At 74.4% G+C, this 19,661-nt stretch carries 23 protein-coding genes; 13 read left to right on the top strand and 10 right to left on the bottom strand.

Features of this window, described 5'->3' with window-relative positions; all coding sequences use genetic code 11:
- Nucleotides 1-47: 47 nt before the first annotated feature.
- Entirely contained in the window at nt 48-1,544 is a 1,497-nt protein-coding gene (locus HD595_RS33330) for a sugar ABC transporter ATP-binding protein (RefSeq protein ID WP_253776003.1), read from the bottom strand.
- Between the two features lie 121 nt (nt 1,545-1,665).
- Here HD595_RS33330 and HD595_RS33325 point away from each other — a divergent pair, with 121 nt between their 5' ends.
- The 6 genes from HD595_RS33325 (at nt 1,666) to HD595_RS33300 (ending at nt 6,950) form a co-directional block, all read left to right on the top strand.
- Nucleotides 1,666-3,021: a rhamnulokinase gene (locus HD595_RS33325; RefSeq protein WP_253776001.1), complete on the top strand. Its 1,356-nt coding sequence runs from the start codon at nt 1,666-1,668 to the stop codon at nt 3,019-3,021.
- The gene (locus HD595_RS33320) at nt 3,009-4,013 is read left to right on the top strand and encodes a LacI family DNA-binding transcriptional regulator (protein ID WP_253775999.1); all 1,005 of its coding nucleotides are present in this window, start codon (nt 3,009-3,011) and stop codon (nt 4,011-4,013) included. The genes HD595_RS33325 and HD595_RS33320 overlap by 13 nt, the downstream gene beginning before the upstream one ends.
- A gap of 37 nt (nt 4,014-4,050) precedes the next feature.
- The gene (locus HD595_RS33315; RefSeq protein ID WP_253775997.1) at nt 4,051-4,686 is read left to right on the top strand and encodes a hypothetical protein; all 636 of its coding nucleotides are present in this window, start codon (nt 4,051-4,053) and stop codon (nt 4,684-4,686) included.
- Nucleotides 4,687-4,758: 72 nt separating this feature from the next.
- Entirely contained in the window at nt 4,759-5,364 is a 606-nt protein-coding gene (locus tag HD595_RS33310; protein ID WP_253775995.1) for a cyclodeaminase/cyclohydrolase family protein, read from the top strand.
- Nucleotides 5,361-6,206 carry a bifunctional 5,10-methylenetetrahydrofolate dehydrogenase/5,10-methenyltetrahydrofolate cyclohydrolase gene (locus HD595_RS33305; RefSeq protein WP_253775993.1) on the top strand — a complete coding sequence of 282 codons (846 nt, stop codon included), beginning with the start codon at nt 5,361-5,363 and terminating at the stop codon, nt 6,204-6,206. The genes HD595_RS33310 and HD595_RS33305 overlap by 4 nt, the downstream gene beginning before the upstream one ends.
- A 54-nt stretch (nt 6,207-6,260) precedes the next feature.
- Nucleotides 6,261-6,950 carry a type 1 glutamine amidotransferase gene (locus HD595_RS33300; protein WP_253775991.1) on the top strand — a complete coding sequence of 230 codons (690 nt, stop codon included), beginning with the start codon at nt 6,261-6,263 and terminating at the stop codon, nt 6,948-6,950.
- 128 nt (nt 6,951-7,078) lie between these two features.
- Here HD595_RS33300 and HD595_RS33295 read toward each other — a convergent pair whose 3' ends face one another.
- Nucleotides 7,079-7,819, bottom strand: coding sequence for a sulfite exporter TauE/SafE family protein (locus HD595_RS33295; RefSeq protein WP_253775989.1), 741 nt, complete (start codon nt 7,817-7,819; stop codon nt 7,079-7,081).
- Nucleotides 7,820-7,875: 56 nt separating this feature from the next.
- Between HD595_RS33295 and HD595_RS33290 the strand changes: the two genes are divergently transcribed.
- A complete protein-coding gene (locus HD595_RS33290) occupies nt 7,876-8,535 on the top strand; it encodes an endonuclease V (protein ID WP_253775987.1) in 660 nt (219 codons plus the stop codon).
- A 5-nt stretch (nt 8,536-8,540) separates the two neighbouring features.
- Here HD595_RS33290 and HD595_RS33285 read toward each other — a convergent pair whose 3' ends face one another.
- Nucleotides 8,541-9,188: an NADPH-dependent F420 reductase gene (locus HD595_RS33285; protein ID WP_253775985.1), complete on the bottom strand. Its 648-nt coding sequence runs from the start codon at nt 9,186-9,188 to the stop codon at nt 8,541-8,543.
- 95 nt (nt 9,189-9,283) lie between these two features.
- Between HD595_RS33285 and HD595_RS33280 the strand changes: the two genes are divergently transcribed.
- The 3 genes from HD595_RS33280 (at nt 9,284) to HD595_RS33270 (ending at nt 12,594) form a co-directional block, all read left to right on the top strand.
- Entirely contained in the window at nt 9,284-10,114 is an 831-nt protein-coding gene (locus HD595_RS33280) for a maleylpyruvate isomerase family mycothiol-dependent enzyme (RefSeq protein ID WP_253775983.1), read from the top strand.
- Between the two features lie 24 nt (nt 10,115-10,138).
- Entirely contained in the window at nt 10,139-10,471 is a 333-nt protein-coding gene (locus tag HD595_RS33275; RefSeq protein ID WP_253775981.1) for a winged helix-turn-helix transcriptional regulator, read from the top strand.
- A gap of 122 nt (nt 10,472-10,593) precedes the next feature.
- A complete protein-coding gene (locus HD595_RS33270) occupies nt 10,594-12,594 on the top strand; it encodes a glycoside hydrolase family 71 protein (RefSeq protein WP_253775979.1) in 2,001 nt (666 codons plus the stop codon).
- A 70-nt stretch (nt 12,595-12,664) separates the two neighbouring features.
- Here HD595_RS33270 and HD595_RS33265 read toward each other — a convergent pair whose 3' ends face one another.
- The 4 genes from HD595_RS33265 to HD595_RS33250 are packed head-to-tail and all read right to left on the bottom strand — an operon-like array spanning nt 12,665 to nt 16,108.
- On the bottom strand, nt 12,665-13,270 hold the full coding sequence (locus tag HD595_RS33265) for a response regulator transcription factor (protein WP_253775977.1): 606 nt from the start codon (nt 13,268-13,270) through the stop codon (nt 12,665-12,667).
- A complete protein-coding gene (locus tag HD595_RS33260) occupies nt 13,267-14,478 on the bottom strand; it encodes a sensor histidine kinase (RefSeq protein WP_253775975.1) in 1,212 nt (403 codons plus the stop codon). Before HD595_RS33260 ends, HD595_RS33265 begins: the two co-directional genes overlap by 4 nt.
- Nucleotides 14,475-15,212 (bottom strand): ABC transporter permease, encoded by a 738-nt coding sequence (locus HD595_RS33255; RefSeq protein ID WP_253775973.1) that lies wholly within the window; start codon nt 15,210-15,212, stop codon nt 14,475-14,477. The genes HD595_RS33260 and HD595_RS33255 overlap by 4 nt, the downstream gene beginning before the upstream one ends.
- Nucleotides 15,212-16,108, bottom strand: a complete 897-nt coding sequence (locus tag HD595_RS33250) for an ABC transporter ATP-binding protein (RefSeq protein WP_253775971.1) — start codon at nt 16,106-16,108, stop codon at nt 15,212-15,214. Before HD595_RS33250 ends, HD595_RS33255 begins: the two co-directional genes overlap by 1 nt.
- Before the next feature lie 137 nt (nt 16,109-16,245).
- On the opposite strand from HD595_RS33250, the gene HD595_RS33245 reads away from it, so the two are divergent.
- Complete coding sequence (locus tag HD595_RS33245) at nt 16,246-16,617, top strand: hypothetical protein (RefSeq protein ID WP_253775969.1); 372 nt, start codon at nt 16,246-16,248, stop codon at nt 16,615-16,617.
- A gap of 22 nt (nt 16,618-16,639) precedes the next feature.
- Here HD595_RS33245 and HD595_RS33240 read toward each other — a convergent pair whose 3' ends face one another.
- Nucleotides 16,640-17,116 carry a DUF2283 domain-containing protein gene (locus HD595_RS33240; protein WP_253775967.1) on the bottom strand — a complete coding sequence of 159 codons (477 nt, stop codon included), beginning with the start codon at nt 17,114-17,116 and terminating at the stop codon, nt 16,640-16,642.
- Nucleotides 17,117-17,220: 104 nt separating this feature from the next.
- On the opposite strand from HD595_RS33240, the gene HD595_RS33235 reads away from it, so the two are divergent.
- Nucleotides 17,221-17,619, top strand: coding sequence for a dihydrodipicolinate synthase family protein (locus tag HD595_RS33235; protein ID WP_253775965.1), 399 nt, complete (start codon nt 17,221-17,223; stop codon nt 17,617-17,619).
- A 95-nt stretch (nt 17,620-17,714) separates the two neighbouring features.
- A complete protein-coding gene (gene pyrF / locus HD595_RS33230; RefSeq protein ID WP_253775963.1) occupies nt 17,715-18,566 on the top strand; it encodes an orotidine-5'-phosphate decarboxylase in 852 nt (283 codons plus the stop codon).
- A gap of 21 nt (nt 18,567-18,587) precedes the next feature.
- On the opposite strand, the gene HD595_RS33225 is transcribed toward pyrF, so the two are convergent.
- Nucleotides 18,588-18,881 (bottom strand): hypothetical protein, encoded by a 294-nt coding sequence (locus HD595_RS33225; protein ID WP_253775961.1) that lies wholly within the window; start codon nt 18,879-18,881, stop codon nt 18,588-18,590.
- A 58-nt stretch (nt 18,882-18,939) separates the two neighbouring features.
- Nucleotides 18,940-19,656 carry a polysaccharide deacetylase family protein gene (locus HD595_RS33220; protein ID WP_253775959.1) on the bottom strand — a complete coding sequence of 239 codons (717 nt, stop codon included), beginning with the start codon at nt 19,654-19,656 and terminating at the stop codon, nt 18,940-18,942.
- Nucleotides 19,657-19,661: the final 5 nt, after the last annotated feature.

The following is a 19,661-nucleotide window of genomic DNA, read 5'->3' as shown; positions in this document are numbered from 1 at the left end:
CGGTCGCGGTCATGCGGCCCCCCTCACGGCGGTCCTCCTCGCGGCGGTCATGCGGCCCTCCTCGTGGCGGCGTGCATCACGCTCTCCTCGGTGGCCTCGGCGCGCGGGATCTCGGCGGTCAGCCGGCCCTCGCGCATGACGAGCACCCGGTCGGCCATGCCGAGCACCTCGGGCAGGTCGGAGGAGATCATCAGGACGGCGATGCCCTGCCCGGCCAGCTCCGACAGCAGCCGGTGGACCTCCGCCTTGGTGCCCACGTCGATGCCGCGCGTCGGCTCGTCCACGACGAGCACGGACGGCTCCGTGGCCAGCCACTTGGCGAGCACGACCTTCTGCTGGTTGCCGCCGGACAGCACGCCGACGCCGTCGCCGAGCCGGGCGAACTTCAGCCGCAGCCGCGCCGCCCAGTCCGCCGCCCGGTCGCGCTCGGCCCGCCGCGAGATGGTCACGCCGCGCCGCAGGGAGCGCAGGCCGGTCAGGCCGATGTTGCGCTCGATCGACATCTCCATGACCAGGCCCTGCTGGCGGCGGTCCTCGGGGACGAGGGCGAGGCCGGCGCCCATGGCGGCGGTGGGGCTGCCGGGCGGCAGGTCGCGGCCGGCCACGGTGACGGTCCCGGCGTCCCACCGGTCGATGCCGAAGATCGCGCGGGCGACCTCGCTGCGGCCGGCGCCGACCAGCCCGGCCAGGGCGACGATCTCGCCGCGGCGCACCTCGAAGGAGACGTCGGTGAAGACGCCCTCGCGGGTCAGCCGCTCGACCCTGAGCGCGACGTCGCCGAGGGCCGCGTCCTGCTTGGGGTAGAGCGCGCCGAGGTCGCGGCCCACCATGCGGCGCACCAGGTCGTCGTGGGTGAGTCCGGCGACGGGCTCGCTGGCGATCCCCTGGCCGTCCCGCAGGGTGGTGACGCGCTGGCAGAGGGCGAAGATCTCGTCGAGCCGGTGGGAGATGAACAGGACCGCGCAGCCGTGCTCGCGCAGCGCCTCGACCACGGAGAACAGCCGGGCCGTCTCGGCACCGGACAGCGCGGCGGTCGGCTCGTCCATGACCAGGACGCGGGCGTCGCGGGAGAGCGCCTTGGCGATCTCGACGAGCTGCTGGTCGGCGATGGACAGGCCGCGCGTGGGGCGGCCGGGGTCGAGGTCGACGCCGAGGCGGCCGAACAGCTCGCGGGTGGCCGCGCGCATGGCGGCGCGGTCGATGCGGCCGAGCGAGCGCCGGGGCTGGCGGCCCATGAAGATGTTCTCGGCGACGGACAGGTCGGGGAAGAGGGTGGGCTCCTGGTAGATGACGGCGACGCCGGCCCGCTGGGCGTCGGCGGGGCCGGTGAAGACGACGGGCTCGCCGTCGAGCAGGATCATGCCCTGGTCGGGGCGGTGGACCCCGGCGAGCGTCTTGACGAGCGTGGACTTGCCCGCGCCGTTCTCGCCGGCGAGGGCGTGGGCCTCTCCCGCGTACAGCTCGATGGAGACGTCCCGCAGCGCCCGGACGGCGCCGAAGGACTTGCTGACGCCGGCGAGCGCGAGCGTGGGGTGAGCGCTCATACAGCCTCCGCGCGACAAACGTTTTAACACGATGTTCCCGGAATCTAGGCGTTGCGCCTGCGAGCGTCAATGGGCATGCTCCGCTATGGCGCCATTGTGATTGATACGTTTTAATCGGGCCATGCGATTCACCGCTGTGGACCTGGGCGCGTCGAGCGGGCGCGTGATGATCGCCGACATCACCCCCGGCGCGATCGAGCTCACCGAGGCGCACCGCTTCCCCAACCGGCCCGTACGGGTCGCCGGGACCCTGCACTGGGACATCCTCGCCCTCCACCAGGGCGTGCTCGACGGCCTGCGCAAGGCGGGCCCCGCCGAGTCGGCCGGCATCGACTCCTGGGCCGTGGACTACGGCCTGTTCGACGCCGCGGGCCGCCTGATCGGCAACCCGGTCCACTACCGCGACTCGCGCACGGCGGACATCACCGAGCGGATCGACCCGTACGAGGTGACGGGGCTGCAGTTCCTGCCGTTCACCACCGTGAACCAGCTCCTGCGCGAGCGGCTCGACGGCGCCGAGACCCTGCTGATGATCCCGGACCTGATCGGCTACTGGCTGACCGGCCGGATCGGCGCCGAGCGCACCAACGCCTCCACCACCGGCCTGTACGACGTGACCCGCCGCGACTGGGCGTGGGACCTCGTCGACCGGCTCGGCCTGCCCCGCCGGATCCTGCCGCCCATCACCGACGCCGCGTCCGGCCCCGTGCGCGACGACGTGGCCGCCGAGCTGGGCTACTCCACCGTCGTCACCCAGGTCGCCTCGCACGACACCGCCTCCGCCGTGGTCGCCGTGCCCGCCGCGGGCCCGCACTTCGCCTACATCTCGTGCGGCACCTGGTCGCTGGTCGGCGTCGAGCTGCCCGAGCCCGTGCTCACCGAGGAGAGCCGCCTGGCCAACTTCACCAACGAGACCGGCGTGGACGGCACCGTCCGCTACCTGCGCAACGTCATGGGCCTGTGGATCCTGCAGGAGTGCCTGCGCGTCTGGGACCACCCCGACCTGGAGGCGCTGCTGGCCGAGGCCGGGAAGGTCCGCGTCGAGGCGGTCATCGACCCGGACGACCCGTCGTTCCTGCCGCCGGGCGACATGCCGGCCCGCATCGGCGCCTACTGCGCGCGCACGGGGCAGCGACCGCCGGAGGGAAGGGCGCAGGCCGTACGATGCATCCTGCAGAGCCTCGCCCTCGCCTACGGCAGGGCCGTCGACGACGCGGCCCGCCTCAGCGGGCGGCCCGTCGAGGTCGTCCACCTGGTCGGCGGCGGCTCGCGCAACGCGTTGCTGTGCCGGCTCACCGCCGAGGCGACGGGGCTGCCGGTGGTGGCGGGCCCGGTCGAGGCGGCCGCCCTCGGCAACGCGCTGGTGCAGGCGCGGGCCCGCGGCCTGGTCGGCGACCTGGCCGAGATGCGGGATCTGGTACGGCGGAGCGCGGACGTGCGCACCTACGAGCCCCGGGGGCGTGAATGGCCACAGTGAGCATCAAGGACGTCGCGGCCCGGGCGGGCGTGTCGCCCGGCACGGTGTCCAACGTGCTCAACCGGCCCGAGAAGGTCGCGGGCGGCACCCGCGTGCGGGTCGAGGCCGCCATCCGGGAGCTGGGATTCGTCCGGCACGGCTCGGCGTCCACGCTGCGGGCCGGTCACAGCCGCACGATCGGGCTGTCGGTGATCGACATCGGCAACCCGTTCTTCACCGACGTCGCCGCCGGCGTGGAGGACATGGCCAGCGAGCGCGGCTACGCGGTCATCCTCGGCAACTCCTCGGGCAGCCGGCTGAAGGAGGAGCGCAACCTGCTGGTCTTCGCCGAGCAGCGGGTGCGCGGCGTGCTCATCACGCCGTCCGACGAGGACCCGGGCCGGCTGGAACGGCTGCGCGAGCGGGACATCGCCGTCGTGCTCGTCGACCACCCGGCCGAGCGCTCCAGCCAGTGCGCGGTCGCGGTCAACGACGTGACCGGCGGCGCCATGGCGGTCGGCCACCTGCTGCGCGGCGGGGCCGGGCGCATCGGCTACGTGACCGGGCCCGCGGCCATCCGGCAGTGCCAGGACCGGCGGCGCGGCGCCGAGCAGGCCCTCGCCGCGGCCGGGCGCGACCCGGCGGAGCTGCGCGAGATCGCGATGCCGGCGATGACCGCCAAGGCCGGCCAGCAGGCGGCCGAGAAGCTGCTGGCCGACGACGCCCTGCCCGACGCGGTGTTCTGCGCCAACGACCTGCTGGCGCTCGGCATGCTGCGGGGGCTGCTCCAGGCGGGGGTGCGGGTGCCGGACGACGTGTCGCTGATCGGGTACGACGACATCGACTTCGCCTCGGCCTCGACCGTGTCGCTGTCGTCGATCCGCCAGCCCACCTACCAGCTCGGCCGGGTGGCCACGGAGCTGCTGCTGGACGAGTGCGACAACCCCGACACGCACGCGCACCAGCAGATCATGTTCCAGCCGGATCTCGTGGTGCGGGAATCCACGCGGTAGGTTGGAGCCCTGACCAGATGACGGGGGTTGGGGCGTCATGTCCAACGGTGTGCGTCATGTGCTCGGAGTGGTCGCGGGGATCGTCCTGCCGCCGTTGATCGCCGTGATGCTCATGTACGGCGTCACCGAGGTCAACCGCAGCTTCCACAACTTCGTGATCTCCTGGACCGGCCTGGCCCTGATCGCCGCCGCCGGCGCGCTGGTGGCCGTCCTCGCCGCCTCGCGGATGTCGCCCATCGCCTCGTTGCTCGGCGGGATCATGTTCGTCGTGCTGGGCGTGCTGCCGTTCATCGAGATCATGTCGGGGCCGGTCGTGCCGGACGCCCTCATCCCGGGCTGGGTGCGCAACGGCTATCTCACGCTGGGGCTGACGGGGGTGTTCCTGCTCCTCGGGTTCGTGCTGCTGGTCTCGTCGGCGTTCCCCTCGCGCTGGCGGGGGCCGCGGCCGGCGGCGCTGACGCCGGGGTACGGGCCGCGGGGACAGGTCTCGCAGGGGCAGGGCTCGCCGGATCACGGTGCGCCGCAGTACGGGGCGTCGCAGGGGTACGGGGGCTCGTCGTCCTCCTACGGCTCGTCGCCTTCGTACGGGTCGGCGCCGTCGTACGGGTCGTCGCCTTCGTACGGACAGGGGCAGGTGCCCGACGACACGACGCGGCCGATGCACCGCGACTGACCCGCCCGACGTCACCCGCCTGACGGTGATCCGCCGCCCGGTCCGGCGGGGCGGGCTGGCAGAATGCCGCCCATGCGCGACATGGAGATCGGCGGCTTCCTCGACCGGCTGGCCGCCCGCGAACCCGCGCCGGGCGGCGGCGCCACCGCGGCCCTGCACGCGGCGCAGGCGGCGGCCCTGCTCGGCATGGTGGCCCGGTACACCACCGGCGACCGGTACGCCGGGCACGCCGAGACCGTCGCCGCGGTGACCGCCGAGACCGACACGCTGCGCGAGCGGGCCCTGGACCTCGCCGCCGAGGACGCGGCGGCCTTCACGGCCGTGACGCAGGCGTACCGGCTGCCCAAGGGCGAGGAGCGGAGCGCGGCCATCGCCGCCGCCCTGGCCGGCGCGGCCGAGCCGCCCGCCCGGGTCGCCGGGACGGCCGCGCGCCTGGTGGAGCTCTGCGAGACGCTGCTGCCGATCGGCAACCCCAACGTCGTCACCGACGTGGCCGCCGCCGCGGAGGCGGCCCGGGCCGCGCTGACCACGGCGCGGGTCAACGTCGAGGTCAACATGGGCGGCATCCGGGACGAGCGGGTGCTGGAGGGGCTGCGCGAGCGGCTGGCGGGCGTGGACGACGCCGTCGCCCGGGCCGAGCGGGTGACGGCGGCCGTGCGGAAGGGGCTGGCCCGATGACTGATTCTCTCGGGGTGGAGCTGCGCGGCCGGGAGACCGCCGCGGCGATCAAGGAGGAGATCGCCGGGCTGGTGCGGTCCTCCGGGACGACGCCGCGCCTGGCCGTCGTCGTCGCCACCGGCGACGAGGCGACCCTGTGGTACGTGCGCTCCATCGCCAAGGCCGCCGCCGGAGCGGGCGTCGCCTGCGACATCGTGGATCTGGGCCCGGCCGCCCAGGCGGAGGGCATCCGGGCCACGCTCGAACGGCTCAGCGCCGACCCCGGGGTGCACGGCGTCATGCTGCAGACCCCGCTGCCCGAGGGCGTGTCCGCGCAGGAACTGGCCGCCTCGATCGACCCGGCCAAGGACGTCGACGGCGCCAACCCGCTGTCGCTCGGCCGGCTGGCCGCCGGCCTGCCCGCGTTCGCGCCGGCCACGGCCGCCGCGGTGATGGCGCTGCTCGACCGGCACGGCGTCACCCTGAAGGGCGCCCGGGCGGTCGTGGTCGGCCGGTCCACCGTCGTGGGCAAGCCGCTGGCGCACCTGCTGCTCGACCGGCACGCCACCGTGACCGTCTGCCACTCCCGCACCCGCGACCTGGCCGCGGTGACCTCCACCGCCGAGGTGCTGGTCGCGGCCGTGGGCCGGGCCGGGCTGATCGGCGCGGAGCACGTGGCGCCCGGGGCGGTCGTGATCGACGTCGGCACCAACCCGACGGCCGACGGCGGCCTGACCGGCGACGTCGACTTCGACGCGGTCATCGGCCGGGCCGGGGCGCTCACGCCGGTGCCCGGCGGGGTGGGGCCGGTGACGACGGCCCTGCTGCTGCGCCACACCGTCACCGCGGCCGGGCTGACGTGACCGTTCCCTCCTCGACGACGACCCCCCGCACCCGCCGGAAGGTGAAGACGCCTGATGCGTGACGTCCTGATCGTGCAGAACAGCAGGAGCGGCGGCCCCGGCCGGCTCGGCGGCTGGCTGGAGGACATGGGGCTGCGGCTCGACGTCGTCCACGCCTACGACGGCGCGCCCGTGCCCGCGGAGCTGCGCCACGACGCGATGATCATGATGGGTGGCGGCTACCTGCCCGGCGAGGACGACCGGGCGCCGTGGCTGGCGCCCACGCGCGGGCTGGTGGCCGAGGCCGTGGCCGGTCAGGTGCCGTACCTCGGCATCTGCCTGGGCGGGCAGATGCTCGCCGAGGTGGCGGGCGGCGAGGTGACCGGCGACGCGGGCGCCCCGGAGAACGGCAGCGTCCCCGTCACGCTGCGGCCCGAGACGGCGAGCGACCCGCTGTTCCACGGGCTGCCGCCGGTGGTGCCCGCCATCGAGCACCACGTGGACGCGATCACCGCCCTGCCGCCGGACGCGGTCTGGCTCGCCGAGACCGAACGCTGCCCGTACCAGGCGTTCCGCGTGGGCGGGCGGGCGTGGGGCGTGCAGTTCCACCCCGAGGTGCTGCCGGAGCGCATCCGGGCGTGGGAGGTGGACGGCTTCGACCCCGACGAGGTGTACGCGGGGGCGGTGGCCGACGAGCCGATCTCCACGCCGATCTGGCGCGAGGTCGCCACCCGCTTCGCCAAGCTCGTCGCCGAACGCGGCTGACCACCTGAGGAGGCGCGCACCTCGTGGCCGGACGAGGCCCGCCGCCTCAGGAGGCGCACACCTCGTAGCCGGACGAGGCCCGCCGCCTCAGGAGGCGTACGCCTCGTGGCCGGGCGAGGCTCGCCGCCTCAGGAGGCGTACGCCTCGTAGCCGAGCTTGGCGGCGACGGCGAGGCCGCAGACGGCGGCCAGGTAGCGCAGGCCCTGCCCCGGCAGCCGCCGGGCGATCTTCGGCCCGATCCACCCGCCGAGCAGGAACCCGGCCGCGAGCGGCCCCACCGCCACCCAGTCCACGGGCCCGAACAGCGCGAACCCGATCGCCGCGACCGCGTTGGCCAGCCCGGACACCACGTTCTTGACCGCGTTCGTCCGGGCGGGCGCCTGGTCGAGCATCGCCGACAGCACCGCGAACAGGAGGATGCCGCCCGCCGCGCCGAAGTAGCCGATGTAGACGGCCACGACGAACAGCGCGACCCGGGCGAGCACGCCGTGCTCCTCGTGCTTGCGCGCCGACGGCGGCCGCACGAGCAGCAGCGAGGCCCCGGCGATGAGCCACGGCGCGATCAGCTCGAACGTCCGCGACGGCGTGAGCAGCAGCAGCGCCGCGCCGGCCGCGCCGCCGAGCGCGGCGATCCAGCCGAGCCGGAGCACCCGCGCGCCCTGCCCGGCCAGCTCGGGCCGCGAGCCGGCCGCCGCGCCGAGGCCGGTGAACAGCAGGGCGACCGTGTTGGTGACGTTGGCGGTGAGCGGCGGCAGGCCGAAGGCCAGCAGCGAGGGATAGGACACGATCGAGGCGAGGCTGACCACGGTGCTGACGACCCCGGCCGCCACCCCGACGCCGAGAAGTCCCAGCACGTCTCCCACGATCACCTGGACATGCTAAGGGCCGTCCGTTCTGTCCCTGTGCGTGGGGCTACATTGATCATGTGCGCGTGAACCAGCTTCACCCGTGGCCGGCCACCGTCGAGGAGGCACAGGCCATCCAGGACCGGCTGCGCCCGCGGGTCGAGCTCACCGGGCCGGCCTCGTTCGGCGTGGTGGCGGGCCTGGACGTCCACTACCACGGTGACGACCGGGTGCGGGCGGCCGTGGTCGTGCTCGACGCCGCCACGCTGGAGGTGGTGGAGCGGGTGACCGCCGAGGGCGAGGCCCGGTTCCCGTACGTGCCGGGGCTGTTCGCGTTCCGGGAGCTGCCCGCGCTGGTCGAGGCCCTGGAACGGCTGCGGATCACGCCGGAGCTGCTGGTGTGCGACGGGTACGGGGTGGCGCACCCCCGGGGGTTCGGCCTGGCCTGCCACCTCGGGGTGCTGACGGGACTTCCGGCGATGGGGGTGGGCAAGACGCCGTTCGTCGGCGACCACGCGCCTCCGGAGCCGGGGCGCGGATCGTGGACGCCGATCACGCTGGACGGGCGGACGGTGGGCCGGGCGGTCCGCACCCGGGAGGGGGTCAAGCCGGTGTACGTCTCCCCCGGCCACCGCCTCTCCCTGGAGACGGCCACGGAGCAGGTGCTGCGCCTGACGCCCCGTTACCGGCTCCCGGAGCCCATCCGCCACGCCGACCACCTGGCCCGCCACCCCCTCTGACGGGGTCAGGGGCCGGCGTGCTCCAGCGGGGTGAGGATGGCCTGGGCGTCGGCGCCGGCGAACCAGAGGCCGATGACGAACGCGGCCGTGGCCTCCAGGAGGGTGGCACGGGCGAGGCCGCCGCCGTCCAGCGCGGTGCAGCCGAGCTCCTCGACCAGCCCCCGCACCTTCGCCAGCGCCTCCGGGTCGTCGCCGCAGAGCGGTACCGCCAGCGGCCGGCCGCCGAAGACCGGTGGCGTCATGCGCCAGACGTCCACGTGTCCCAGGTTGAACGCCTTCACCACGTGGGCCCCTGTGATGTCGGCCGCCATCCGGGCGATCGGACGCGCCGGGTCGTACGAGTCCGGCGTGGCGGAGTTGGTCACGTCGATGAGCGGCTTGCCGCGCAGCGCCGGGCCGGCGGCGGTGAGCACGTCGCGCAGCCCCGCCTCCCGGACGGCCGCCATCACGACGTCGCCGAACGCGGCCGCCTCCGCCCACGTGCCCGCCAGCACGGCCCCGTGGGACGCGCCGGCCGCGCCGGTCATCCGCGCCGCCGAGGCCGCCGTCCGCACGGGGTCGCGGCCACTGATCATGATCTCGTGCCCGGCGCCGAACCACCGGGTGCCGAGGGCGTCGGCCATGTCGCCCGCGCCCAGGATGCCGATCCGCATGGTGTGCTCCGTTCGTCAGGAGGGGTGGTGGTGACGAGGACGACGGTACGGAGGTCGTCGCACACCATTCGGTGCCTTTCGCGTACGGTCGGAGAATGACGATCTTCGGACCTGCCGTCGACGTGCGCCCGCTGTTCCCGCGCGAGCGCCGCGCCTTCCTCGATTTGCTCGGCGGGCTGGGGCCGGCGGACTGGGCGCGGCCGACGGTCTGCCCCGGCTGGGACGTGCACGACGTCGTCGGGCACGTCCTCAACGACTACGCGCGGCGGCTGTCGGGCGGCCGCGACGGGCACGGCGGCGCGGTGTTCGCGAGCGACGAGACGCTGCCGGCCTACCTGGCGCGCGTCAACGAGGAGTTCGTCCGCGCGGCCCGGCAGCTCAGCCCGAGGCTGATGATCGAGCTGCTGGACCACCTCGGGCCCCGACTGGACGCGATGTGGGCGGCCGTGGACCCGGCCGGGCCCGCCGGTCTGGACGTGTCCTGGGCGGCGACGGACCTGCCGAGCCCGGCGTGGCTGGACATCGGCCGCGAGTACACCGAGTTCTGGGTGCACCAGCAGCAGGTGCGCGACGCCGTGGGCGTCCCCGGGGCCGACGACCCCGAGCTCGTCCGCCCGGTCCTGGAGATCTTCGCCCGGGCCCTGCCGCGGGCGCTGCGCGCGGAGGAGCGGCCGGAGGGCACGGCCGTCGAGCTGGAGGTGACCGGACCCGCCGGCGGGAGGTGGCTCGCGGTCCGGCGGGACGGCCGGTGGACACTGGACCCCGGCGACGCGCGGCCCGCCGCGCGCGTCACCATGGACCAGGACACGTTCTGGCGGCTGGCGAGCAGGGGGATCACGGTCGGGCAGGCCCGCGCCCGCGCGGAGCTGACCGGCGATCCGGCGCTCGCCGAGGCCGTGACCACACTGCTGGCCGTCGTGGCGTGAGACCGCTCTGACGAGGGAGGGTTCATGGAGTTCCTCGCCGACTGCCAGGCCAGGCTGGCCTTCGACCTGATCGCCAACACCTGGAACGCCGTGGTCGTGTGGGGCCTGCGGCACGGGCCGCGCCGGCCCGGGGAGTTGCGGGCGGCGATCGGCGGCATCAGCCCCAAGGTGCTCACCGAGACGCTGCGCCGCCTGGAGGCCAACGGGCTGGTGACGCGCCGGGCGTACGCCGAGGCGCCGCCCCGCGTGGAGTACGCGCTCACCGAGCTGGGCGTGACGCTGCTGGAGCCGATCGAGCGGCTCGGGCAGTGGGCCGCCGAGCACGTGGACGAGGTGATGGCCGCCCAGGACCGCTGAATCGATCAAATACCACGAAATATCGGGAAAGTCGGGCGACCGGATCACGCATGCTCCACTCTTGATCACTGATGCGCCGGCCCATGATCACGGAGCCGGGTTCGTGGATCAGTGGAGGTTCGATGCCCAACCGTTTACGCGCGTGGCTGGCGGCCGTCGTGGTGGTCGCCGGGGCGGCAGCCGGGACGGCGCCCCAGGCGTACGCCGAGGCCCGTGACCCGGGCGTCGCCGGCGCGCGGGGAGTCCAGGCCGCGCCCAAGAGCGTCACCGTGGACGTGAGCCAGGACACCTACCTCAGCCAGGCCAGCCCCGCGCAGGAGCACGCGGCCCACACCTGGCTGTCGGCCTGCCCGAGCACCTGCGACGGCAAGGCGGGCGCCGAACGGCAGGCACTGGTCAGGTTCACGGTCGCGGGGCTGCCGGCGAACGCCTCCGACGTGACGCTGACGCTCAAGCTCCAGGCCGCCCGCACCACCGACAGCTCGGTGGCGGCGCGCAAGGTGAACGGCGCCTGGACGGACACCACGACCTGGTCGGACCGCCCCGCCCTGGGCGCCACGCTGGCCACCGCCAAGGGCCTGACCTCCGGCGCGGACGTCTCGCTCGACGTCTCGGCCGCGTTCACGGGCAACGGCGCCTACTCCTTCGCGATCACCGGTACGGCCGGCGCGCAGGCGGTCTTCCACTCGGCCGAGGCCACCGCCGGCGACGGCCCCCGCCTGACCGTCACCTACACGGAGGGCGCCCCCGGGGACGACGAGGGCGGCCCGACCACGGACGGCCCGCTGCCGTTCGCCCTGGCCTCCACCGCGAAGCTGCGCGCCTCCGGCAAGAAGGTGTTCGCCCACTACTTCCCGCCGTACCCGATCTCCCTGGACAACCAGGCCCCGGCGAGCGACTACTACGCCCGCAACTACCTCAAGCCGGAGGGCGAGAACGGCAAGCACGCCGCGTACGGCGGCCTGCTGCGCGACCGCCCGATCGGCAGGTCGCCGCTGTCCGGCGAGTACGCGCTGGAGGACCTCAAGACCGAGGTGCGGCAGGCGATCGCGGCCGGCCTGGACGGCTTCACCGTGGACATCCTCTCCGTGTCGAGCAGCAACTGGACGCGGGTGCAGAACCTGGTCAAGGCGGCCGCCGCCGTCGACCCCGGCTTCAAGGTCGTCCTGATGCCGGACATGAACGGCCTGGCCTCGGTCGACAGCGCCACCCTCGCGACGGCGCTGGCCAAGCTCGCCTCGTCGTCGTCGGTGTACAAGCTGGGCGACGGGCGCCTGGTCGTGGCCCCGTTCAAGGCCGAGAACCGCACCGCCGCCTGGTGGTCCGCCTGGATGACGACCATGAGGGACCAGCACGGCGTCAAGGTCGCGCTCGTGCCGACGTTCCTGGACTTCAACAAGAACCGCGACGCCTTCGCCTCCATCAGCTACGGCTTCTCCAACTGGGGCAACCGCAACCCCGCCGCCAACGCCGGCCTGGCCGCCAACATCAGCCGCGCCCACACCATGGGCAAGATCTGGATGCAGCCGGTGTCCGTCCAGGACTCCCGCCCGAACCAGGGCGTCTACGACGAGGCGGGCAACACCGAGAACCTGCGCCTGACCTGGAAGGGCGCCATCGACGGCGGCGCCGACTGGGTCCAGCTCACCACCTGGAACGACTACTCCGAGGGCACCCAGTTCGCCCCGTCCGCGAACAACGGGTGGACGTACCTGGACATCAGCTCCTACTACCTCACCTGCTTCAAGCTGGGCTGCCCCAAGGTGACGAACGACGTCCTGTACCTCACCCACCGCGTCCAGCCGGCCGCGGCGCAGCCGACGTACGCGCAGACCAAGCTCATGAAGCTGCGCTCCGGCAGCACGCCGGCGCGTGACACGGTCGAGGTGCTGACGATGCTGACCGCGTCCACCCCCGTCACGGTCACGGTGGGCGGCCAGAAGCAGACGTACACCGCCCCGGCGGGCGTGTCGGCCAGGACGTTCCCGCTGGCGACCGGCGCCGTCTCGGCGTCGGCGGCGCGCGGCACCGCCGTCGTCGCCAAGTCCGTGTCGGCGGCCGAGGTCAAGGCCCGGCCGTACGCGCAGACCCTTCAGTACTACGGGGTGAGCAGCGGCCGCTAGGCCCCTTCCTCCCCGTGCCGCCGGAGCCGCCCCGTCCTTCCCGGGGGCGGCTCCCGGCATGTCCGGTGCCCTACAGCCAGCCCTGTGCCTGGGCGTGGCGGACGGCCTCGACGCGGTTGCGGGTGCGGGTCTTGCCGATGGCCGACGACAGGTAGTTGCGTACCGTGCCCTCCGACAGGTGGAGGCGGAGGGCGATGTCGGCGATCGTGGAGCCGTCGGCCGCGGCGGCGAGCACGTCCCGCTCCCGGCCGGACAGCGGGTTCGGGCCGGCGCTGAGCGCAGCGGCGGCCAGGCCCGGGTCGATGACCCGTTCACCGGCCCGCACGCGGCGCACCGCGGCGGCCAGCTCCCGCGCCGGGCTGTCCTTGACGAGGAACGCCGCCGCGCCCGCCTCCATCGCCCGGCGCAGGTAGCCCGGCCGGCCGAACGTCGTCAGGATCACCACCCGGCAGCCGGGCAGGACCCGGCGGATCTCCTCGGCGGCGGTGATGCCGTCGCCGCCGGGCATCTCGACGTCGAGCAGCGCGACGTCCGGCTCCGTCTTCCGCGCCACGGCCACCGCCTCGGGCCCGGAGGCGGCCTCGCCGACCACCTCGATGTCGTCCTCCAGGCCGAGCAGGGTGACGAGCGCGCCGCGCACCATGGCCTGGTCCTCGGCCAGGATGATCCTGATCACGTCCGCTCCGCCCCTGTCTCGCCGGGGACGCCCGTCACGGCCGTCACGCCCGCCGGGACGCGGACGGCGAGGCGGAAGCCGCCGCGCACCCGGCCCGCCGTCATCGCGCCGCCCGCCGCCGCGACCCGCTCCGCCAGCCCGGCCAGCCCGTTGCCCTCCCCCTCAGCGACCGGCCCGTACCTCTCCCCCGCCTCCCCCGCTCCGGCCGGCCCGTACGCCGCCCCCGCCTGGCCGCGTCCGTCGTCGATGATCTCCAGTGTGGCCTCCGCCCCGTCGTACGTCACCGTGATGTCGCAGCGCCGCGCCCCCGAGTGGCGCAGCACATTCGTGCCCCCTTCGCGGACCGCCCACGCGAGCAGCCCGTCGAGCGCGGGCGGCAGCGGCGTGCCCGTCAGCCGGACGGTCGTCTCCGTGCCCGCCGACTCCAGCGCCGCGCGGGCGCCGTCGACCGCCTCGGCCAGCCCCCGCTGCCGGTAGCCGGTGACGGCCTCGCGCACCTCGACGAGCGCCTGGCGGGCCACCTCCTCGATGTCGCGGATCTCCCGCAGCGCCCGCGGCGACTCCTCGGCCAGCCGCCCGGCCAGCTCGGCCTTCATGGCGATGAGCGACAGGCTGTGGCCGAGCAGGTCGTGCAGGTCGCGGGCGATGCGCAGGCGCTCCTCGCCGGCCGCGAGCCTGGCCACCTCCCCCTGGGCCTCGCGCAGCCGGGACACCAGCAGCCGGATGTTGCGCACGTTGGCGAACAGCACCGCCAGGGTCGCGACCTGGAAGACGAACATGATCAGGGTGACCGGGTCGGTGTCCGTGACCAGGCCGAGCACGATGATCGTGACGCCCATGGCGGCGACGGCGGCCACGGCCGCCCGCCTCGGCAGCGCCATGGCGTAGGCCACGCTCATGTAGACCGGCAGCGCGAGCCACCCCGTGCCGAAGACCGGCGGCAGCGCGACGGCCAGCAGCGTGGTGAATCCGAGCAGCGGATACGTCCAGCGGCCCGGGCGGCCGAACGTCCGCTGGCTGAGCACGATCCCGGCGTAACCGGCGACGAACACGACGAGGGCGACGCAGGCCCACACCGCCCGGGTGCCGGTGACCTCCCCCTGCAGCACCCCCAGCACGGGCGTCACGAGGTAGACCAGCCCGACGGAGACGGTCAGCAGCCGCCTGACGGGCGAGAAGCCGTCAGGCGGCTCGGGGGGAACACTCATGCGCGTACGGTAGCCCGCCGGTAGGCGAGGACGGCGAGCAGTCCGAGGGCCGCCGCCCAGCCGGCGGTCGTGAGCGCGTCCGACAGGGGCACCCCGTGCCCGGCGATGACGCTCCAGCCCATGTCGGCGTAGGAGTAGGCGGGGCTCGCCTCGGCGATGGAGCGCATGGTCGCGCCCATGGTGGTGACCGGGAACCAGAGCCCGCCCACGATCACCAGCCCCAGCATGGTGATCAGGGTGACGGGCTGGACGGCGTCGGGCCGCAGCAGCGAGCCCGCGATCATCCCCAGCGCGACGAACGGCACGGCCCCGGCCCACAGCGCCCCCACCAGCGCCGCCCACTGTCCCGCGGACAGCGACACCCCCTGGGTGAGCGCGCCGGCCAGGCACACGAGCAGCATCGAGGGCAGGACCAGCGTCAGCGCGCCCGCCATCTTGCCCACGATGATCATCCAGCCGCGCAGCGGCGTGACCTGGAGCTGCGGCAGCCAGCCCGAGGCGCGTTCCTGCGACCACGGGCCGGCGGTGTTGGTGAGCGCCCCGGAGATCGCGCCGTAGGCGGCCATGGAGACCATGACGTACGCGCTGAGGCTGACGCCGTCGCCGGTGGTCTCCTTGCCGAAGACGTTGGCGTTGAGCAGGTAGATGACGAGCGGGAAGCCGATCCCGATGATCAGGTACCGCCGGTTGCGGAGCATGCGGAGGATCTCCAGCCGCACGTACGAGGCGAGCATCACGACTCCCGGGTGAGGGCGAGGAAGGCGTCTTCGAGGTGGCCGCCGGAGACCTCCAGGTCGTGGACCTCCAGCGTGGTGCCGCGGTAGAGCGCGGCGGTGGTGAGGGCGGGATCGTCGGTGCGCAGCCGGGCCACGCCGTCGCGGATCTCGACCGAGGTGACGCCCGGCAGGGCGTCCAGGCCGGCGGCCGGCTGGTCGCCGAGGCGGAAGGTGACGAGCCGCCCGCCCGCCGTGGCCTTGATCTCGGCGGGGGTGCCGTCGGCGGCCAGCCGGCCCCGGGCGATGACGAGCACCCGGTCGGCGTTCTGGTCGGCCTCCTCCAGGTAGTGGGTGGCGAACAGCACCGTACGGCCGCCCGCGGCGTACGCGCGCATGCCGTCCCAGAAGCGCCGCCGCGACTCGACGTCCATCGCGGCGGTCGGCTCGTCGAGCACGAGCAGGTCGGGGGCGCCCGCGACGGCCAGCGCGAACCTGACCCGCTGGGCCTGGCCGCCCGACAATCCCTTGGCGCGCCGCTTGACGAGGGGGCCGAGGTCGGCCAGGTCGAGGATCTCCGGCAGGGGCAGCGGCCGGGGGTAGAGGCCGCGCACGAAGCCGACGAGCTCGCCGATGGTCAGCTCGGGCATCAGCTCGCCGTGCTGGAGCATGGCGCCGACGCGGCCGCGGGCGACGGCCTCCTCGGGGGTGCCGCCGAGGACGCGGACCGTGCCGGACGTGGCCCGGGCCAGGCCGAGCAGCAGCGACACGGTGGTGGACTTGCCGGCCCCGTTGGGGCCGAGCAGGGCGATGGCGCCTCCCGCCGCGGCGGTGACGCTCAGGCCGTCGACCGCCCGCACGTCGCCGAAGTGCTTGGCGACGCCGGTCAGGGCGAAGGCGGATGGGGTGGTCTCCATGACATCCACGCTAGGAGCGGCCCGGGCGCGTCCCTGGTGCCGTGCGTCCTGCCTTCACGCTGACATTTGTCATGCCCCAGGCGTGGGTGTCCCGGCCCGGTCGCGGCGGATCCGGCGCGTGCCGATAAGGTGCGCGCGTGACCGACACCGTCCGCCAGGACAATCCCGCCGGGTCCGCGCTGAGGTTCGCCACCGAACTGGTCGCCTGGGTCGCCACCCCGTGGGCCCTCGCTCCGCACTCCGTTCCGCTGGCGATCCTGTCGGTGATCGTGCTGATCGGGCTGCCGACGCTGTTCTCCACGCCCGGGGACAAGCGCAACGTGATCGTGCCCGTGCCGGGGTTCGTGACGATCCTGCTCGTGCTGCTCCAGCTCGTGGCCGCGGTGGCCGCCTCGTGGGCGGCCTGGCCCATCGCGGTGGCGGTCGTCGTGTCGGCGCTCGCCGTGGCGACCGTCGTGTTCGAGGTGCCGCGCTGGCGGTGGCTGCTGTCGCGAGGCAGCCGGCCCTAGACCCCCTGGACCTCCGGGGGCGTCACAGCCGCATCTCGGACGGCAGGCGGGTCGCCGCGCCCAGCAGCTCGACGCCCAGCAGCTCGCCCGAGGCCCCGTAGTCCAGGACCGCCCCGCCCACCGTCTCCTGGCGCACGGCCTCCCCGGGCGCGATCTCGTGCTTCATCGCGATGTAGGCGATGTCGCTGTCCTTGTCCCAGGTGAGGTAGACGGTCTTGGGCCGCCGGCCGTCCGGCTCGTCCTCCCAGCTCAGCAGCCCTTCCTTGGCCTCGTGCGAGCCGGCCAGCGCGGCGCGGACCATGGCGAGCGCCAGGTCCACCGCCTCCAGCGCGTCGACGCCGGTGACCTTGCGCTCGTGCTCCCATCCGGCCAGCCCGTCGATCCGGTACGGGCACGACCAGTCGCCCGTGGGCTCCTCCACGGGGACGCCGACGCTGACGGTGACCTCGCTCGGCGGCTCGGTGCGGAGCGTCAGCGTCCGGCAAGCGATCTCGTACATGCAGGTGATCTACCCATGGGCGACCGGCTGGTACCGCGCGGACGTTTATGGCATGTCACCTGACGGTTTCCTTGCCTCGCGGAGGAATACGGTACGGGGTCGGGTTGGACGTCGCCACCGCGATCGCGGACGCGCGCTTCGCCCGGGAGGCGGGCGCCGACGCCGTCATGATCCACCAGCCCGTGCTGCCGTACCTGTCGGCGCGGGGCTGGGTCGAGTACAACGTCGCCGTCGCCGCCGTGCCGGGCCTCGGGGTGCTGCCGTACCTCAGCACCACGGCGGTCACCGGCGCCGACATCGCCCGGCTCGCCGAGCGGGCGCCGAACGTCGTCGGGCTGAAGCACTCGGTGCCGGACCCGGTCGTGTTCGCCACGACCCGCGCGCGGGCGGGCGACGGCCTGCTGTGGGTCGCGGGCCTGGCGGAGTCGTACGCGCCCGCCTACTGGCACGCCGGGGCCCGCGCGTACCCGCCCGGACGGGTCCACGGCCTGGATGTGACCTGATCCGCGCCGTCCCATACCGCCCTGGTCGCAACGCTTTCCGGGCCGCTCCGGCCCGGTTTACCCTGCGAACGTCGGCGAGGGTGGGGGGCGGGACGATGACGGAACCGTTCGGGACCAGGCTGCGGGCCAGGCTCGACAAGTACGGGCCGCTGTGCGTGGGCATCGACCCGAGCCCGGCGCTGCTGCACGCGTGGGGCCTGGACGACTCGCCGGCGGGGCTGGAGCGCTTCAGCCGCACGGTGGCCGACGCCGTGGGCGACGTGGTCGCCGTGACCAAGCCGCGGCCGGCGTTCTTCGAGCGGTGGGGCAGCCGGGGGTTCGCCGTGCTGGAGTCCGTGCTGGCCGACCTGCGCCAGGCCGGGCCGCTGGTGGTGCTCGACGCCAGGCGCGGCGACATCGGCGCCACCATGGCCGCCTACGCGGAGGCGTACCTCGACCACGGCAGCCCGCTGGCGGCCGACGCGGTGACGCTCAGCCCGTACTTCGGGTTCGGGACGCTGGAGGGGGCGATCACCTCGGCCGTCGCCAACGACGCCGGGGTGTTCGTGCTGACGCGCGGCGAGCGGGCCGAGGCGGCGCGGGTCCTCGCGGGCGTGGCGGCGGCCAACGCGGGCCGGGCACCGCTCGGACCGATCGGCGTCGTGGCCGAGGGCTCAATGGGCGGCGGCTCAGTGAGCGGCGGCTCGGTGAGCGGCGGCGCGCCGGTGTCCGGCGCGGCCGACCCGCTCGGCTCCGATCTGCTGGACCGGCTCAACGGGCCCGTCCTGGTGCCGGGCGTCGGCGGCCCCCGCGGCGTCTCACCCGCCGACCTCGCCCGGCTGTTCCCCTCGGTACGGCACGCGGTGGTGCCGGCCGTCTCCGGCGCCGTCCTGGCCGACCCGGCACGGGTGCGCGAGCGGACGCTGCGCTACCGCGACGAGTGCGCCCACCACCTGTCCACCCCCTGAGCTCCGAGGCCGGGGCGGCGGTCAGCCGGTCGGGCCGGCGTCCGGGCGGACCTCCGGCTCCTCGCCGGTCTCGCCCCCGCGGTCCGCTCCTCCGTCAGCGGCGGCTTCCCCATCGGTGTCCCCGCCCTCAGCCCCGGAGCCGGCCCCGGAGCCGGCCTCGGAGCCGGCCTGGGCCTCGGGCGGGTCGGCCGGGACGGGCCGGCCGGTGTGCGGCGTGCCGGCGCCCGACCGCTCGGCGACGACGTCGCTCTCCGCGTTGAGGCCGGTCACGCTGTCGGGCAGGTCGTCGGGACGTTCGTCGTGCTTGTCGCTCATGACCGCTCCCCTGCCCCGCCCGGGCCCGCTGATGTCGCCCGGGACCGGGCGAATGCGATCACGCCTGCGACCCGGCCGTCATCTCCGAGACCGTGACGAACGAGTACCCCTCGGCGCGCAGCGCCGCCACCACGCCCCTGATGGCCGCCCGCGTGTTCGCCCCGCTCCCGTACCAGGGATGCAGCAGGACGATCGAGCCGGGCCGCACCTCGGCCCGCACCTCGGCCACGATCTCCTGGGCCGTCGGCGTCTTGCCCGAGTCGGGCTCGACGTCCCACATGACGGTGATCTGGTGGTGGTCGGCCAGGTACATCGGCAGCGTCAGGAGCTTCTTGCCCGTCGGCGGCCGGAAGGTGATGCCGCCGCTCTGCCCGGCGGCGCGGATGAGCGCGTTCGTCCGCTCCACCTCGTCCTTCACGGTGTCCGGCGAGACGAAGACCATCCGCCGGTGCGTGTAGGTGTGGTTGCCCAGCTCGTGGCCCGCCGCGACGAGCGCCGCCGCCTCCTTCGGGAACCTCTCCATCTGGGAGCCGACGACGTAGAAGGTGGCCCGGACGTCCTCGGCGGCGAGGGCGGCCAGCACCTCGGCGGCGTGCTCGTCCGGCCCGTCGTCGAAGGTGAGCGCGACCACCTTCTCCGGTGTGTCGAATCGCGACACCAGCGTGCCGGCGAGCTGGTACGTCCGCGAGTTGACCAGCCGGTACAGGCCGGTGGCGGCCAGCGCGAGCACGGCCGCCACCGCCAGCGTCACGACCAGCCGGCGTCGTCGTCTCATGGGAC

Origin of the sequence: Nonomuraea roseoviolacea subsp. carminata, from assembly GCF_024172185.1 — a bacterium.
Lineage (GTDB): Bacteria > Actinomycetota > Actinomycetes > Streptosporangiales > Streptosporangiaceae > Nonomuraea > Nonomuraea roseoviolacea.
This window is presented reverse-complemented; position numbering and strand designations above follow the sequence as displayed.